The sequence below is a fragment of the Massilia sp. P2_C2 genome (assembly GCF_056404615.1).
This window is the reverse complement of the sequence record NZ_JBFUDR010000484.1, coordinates 1-3167: the sequence shown is the minus strand read 5'-3', so window position 1 is coordinate 3167 and position 3167 is coordinate 1. Positions and strand designations below refer to the sequence as shown.

Below are 3167 nucleotides of genomic sequence, written 5' to 3'. Positions count from 1 at the left end.
GCGGCCGAGGACCGCAAATGAAACGTGCCCACGCGCTCAACGCGCGCCTGCCCTACTCCGGCATCCGATGGTCCCGGAACTGTTCGCGCAAGCGGTTCTTCTGGATCTTGCCGGTCGCGCCGGTCGGCAGCGCGGCGACGAACACGACATCGTCCGGCATCCAGAACTTCGCCACCTTCCCCTCGAAAAACCGCAGCATGTCCTCGCGCGTGAGCGTCGCCTCCGGCCGCCGCACGACGACCAGCAACGGCCGCTCGTCCCACTTCGGATGCGGGACGGCGATACATGCCGCCTGCAGCACGGCCGGATGCGCCATCGCGATGTTTTCCAGGTCGATCGAGCCGATCCACTCGCCGCCGGACTTGATGACGTCCTTGCTGCGGTCCGTGATCTGCATGAAGCCGTCCGGATCAATAGTGGCGACATCGCCGGTCGGGAACCAGCCGTCGCGCAGCACGTCGCCGCCCTCGTCGCCGAAATAGGACGAGATGATCCACGGCCCCTTCACGTACAGGTGCCCGAACGTGTGCCCGTCCCAAGACAGCTCGTTGCCGTCGTCGTCGACGATCTTCATGTCCACGCCGAAGATCGCATGGCCCTGCTTGCGCAGGATCGCGCGCTGCCCGGCGGCCGGCAGGTCGCGGTGCTTCGCCAGCAGGCCGCCCGTCGTGCCGAGCGGCGACATTTCCGTCATGCCCCAGCCGTGGATGACCTGTACGCCGAGCCGGTCGATCAGCGTGTCCATCAGTGCCGGCGGACACGCGGCCCCGCCGATCACCGTGCGCCGGAACGTGGAGAACGCGAGGGCGTTCTGCAGCACGTGGTTGACGAGGCCCAGCCAGACCGTGGGCACGCCGGCCGAAAACGTCACGTGCTCGGCCTCGAACAGCTCGTATAGCGACTTGCCGTCCAGGGCGGCGCCGGGCAGCACGAGCTTTGCACCGGACAGCAGCGCGGAATACGGCAGGCCCCATGCGTTCACATGGAACATGGGCACGACGGGCAGCACGACGTCGGCCGCGCCCACGTTCAGGACGTTCGGCATGGCGGATGCGTACGCGTGCAGCACGGTCGACCGGTGCGAATACAGCGCCCCCTTCGGATTACCCGTCGTGCCCGACGTGTAGCACAGCGCTGCCGCCGCACGCTCGTCGAACCCGGGCCATGCGTAATCGGCGGACGCGGCATCCAGCAGGTCTTCGTAGCACAGCAGGTTGGCGATGCCGCTCGCGGCCGGCATGTGCGCGGCGTCGGTCATCAGCACGAACGCCCTCACCGTCGGGCAGCGCGGGGCGATCGCCTCGATCAGCGGCAGGAAAGTCAGGTCGAAGAACAGCAGCTGGTCTTGCGCGTGGTTGACGATGTAGGCGATCTGGTCCGGATGCAGGCGCGGATTGATCGTGTGCAGCACGGCGCCGGAACCGGAGACGGCGTAGTACAGCTCGAGATGCCGGTAGCCGTTCCAGGCCAGCGTGCCCACGCGCTCCCCCATCGCGACGCCCTGCCGAAGGAGCACATCGGCCAGGCGCCGCGCCCGCGCCTCGCAGTCGCGCACCGTGTAGCGGTGCATGTCGCCCTCGACGCGGCGCGAGACGATTTCGCTGCTGCCATAATGCCGGGCCGCGAACCGGATGATGCTCGAGATCAACAGGGGCTCGTCCATCATCCGGCCCATGAGCGGGGGCTGCACGGAACTCTCCATCGATGTCCTCGCGGATGCTGACAGGAATACCAGTGTCCGGCGCTGCACAAAAGTCCGTCAACGGAATTCGATGCTGCAGCGCAGCATGCAACATTGCCAAACGGTTACGGAATGTAACGACCATAGGCCGCGCACGCCTGCCCTCATAGAATCCGCGCGTGTACGGTAAAATCCGCGCATCAACCAATCTTTAACCGAAGGAAGCGTCATCAATCTCGCCACCGCCGACGACCTGCCGTTCGACAATAGCTTTGCCGAATTGCCGCCCGCGTTCTACACGCGCCTGATGCCGACGCCCCTGCCCGCGCCGTACTTCGTCGCCGCAAGCAGCCCGGCAGCCCGGCTCGTCGGCCTCGATCCGGCCATTCTTGCGCACGACGACTTCGTGGGCGTCTTCACGGGCAACCACGTGCCGCCCCGCGCGCAGCCGCTGGCGGCCGTGTATTCCGGCCACCAGTTCGGCCACTGGGCCGGCCAGCTCGGCGACGGGCGCGCGATCCTGCTGGGCGAACTCGCCACGGCCGACGGTCCGATGGAACTGCAGCTGAAAGGCGCCGGTTTGACGCCGTATTCGCGCATGGGCGACGGGCGCGCGGTGCTGCGCTCGTCGATCCGCGAATTCCTTTGCTCGGAGGCGATGGCGGCGCTCGGCATCCCGACGACGCGTGCGCTGATGGTCACCGGCTCCGACCAGCCCGTGATCCGCGAGACGGTGGAGACGTCGGCCGTCGTCACCCGCATGGCGCCCAGCTTCGTGCGCTTCGGGTCGTTCGAACACTGGCGCTACCGTAACAACCCGGAAGAACTGCGCATCCTGGCCGACTACGTCATCAAGGCCTTCTACCCGGCCCTCGCGGATGCCGCCAACCCGTATCTCGCCCTGCTCGAGGAAGTCACGCGCCGCACGGCGCGCCTGATCGCGCACTGGCAGGCGGTCGGCTTCATGCATGGCGTGATGAACACGGACAATATGTCGATCCTGGGCATCACGCTGGACTATGGCCCGTTCGGGTTCATGGAAGCGTTCGACGTCGACCACATCTGCAACCACACGGACCAGGGCGGCCGCTACTCGTATGCGAACCAGGTGCCGGTGGGCCACTGGAACTGCTATGCGCTGGCGAACGCATTGCTGCCGCTGATCGACGACCAGGAAGGCGCCAGGGCCGCGCTGGATGTCTATGTCGACACCTACGGCGAAAAGTTCGACGAACTGCTGCATGCCAAGCTTGGCCTCAGCACCGTGCAGGAAAACGACCGCGCGCTGGCCGACGACATGTTCAAGCTCATGCAGGCAAACCACGTCGACTTCACACTGTTCTTCCGCCGCCTGGGCGACCTGAAACTGGACGTGCCCGCTGCGGACCGGGCGGAAGCGGACGCGCCGCTGCGCGACCTGTTCCTCGACCGTCCCGCGTTCGACGCCTGGGCCGTGGAATACCGCGCGCGCTTGCACCAGGAAGGC

Annotated in this window: 2 protein-coding genes; one reads left to right on the top strand and one right to left on the bottom strand. The window is 66.6% G+C overall.

Features of this window, described 5'->3' with window-relative positions; all coding sequences use genetic code 11:
* Positions 1–52 precede the first annotated feature (52 nt).
* Positions 53–1702, bottom strand: coding sequence for a 3-(methylthio)propionyl-CoA ligase (locus tag AC1DYX_RS29770; protein WP_477265621.1), 1650 nt, complete (start codon positions 1700–1702; stop codon positions 53–55).
* Positions 1703–1880: 178 nt separating this feature from the next.
* On the opposite strand from AC1DYX_RS29770, the gene AC1DYX_RS29765 reads away from it, so the two are divergent.
* Positions 1881–3167, top strand: a 1287-nt coding sequence (locus tag AC1DYX_RS29765) for a protein adenylyltransferase SelO (protein WP_477265623.1), incomplete at its 3' end; no start/stop codon positions are given.

Coding starts and splice junctions, on each gene's coding strand:
- AC1DYX_RS29770 (WP_477265621.1), bottom strand. CDS start 1,702: ATGGAGAGTTCCGTGCAGCCCCCGCTCATGGGCCGGATGATGGACGAG.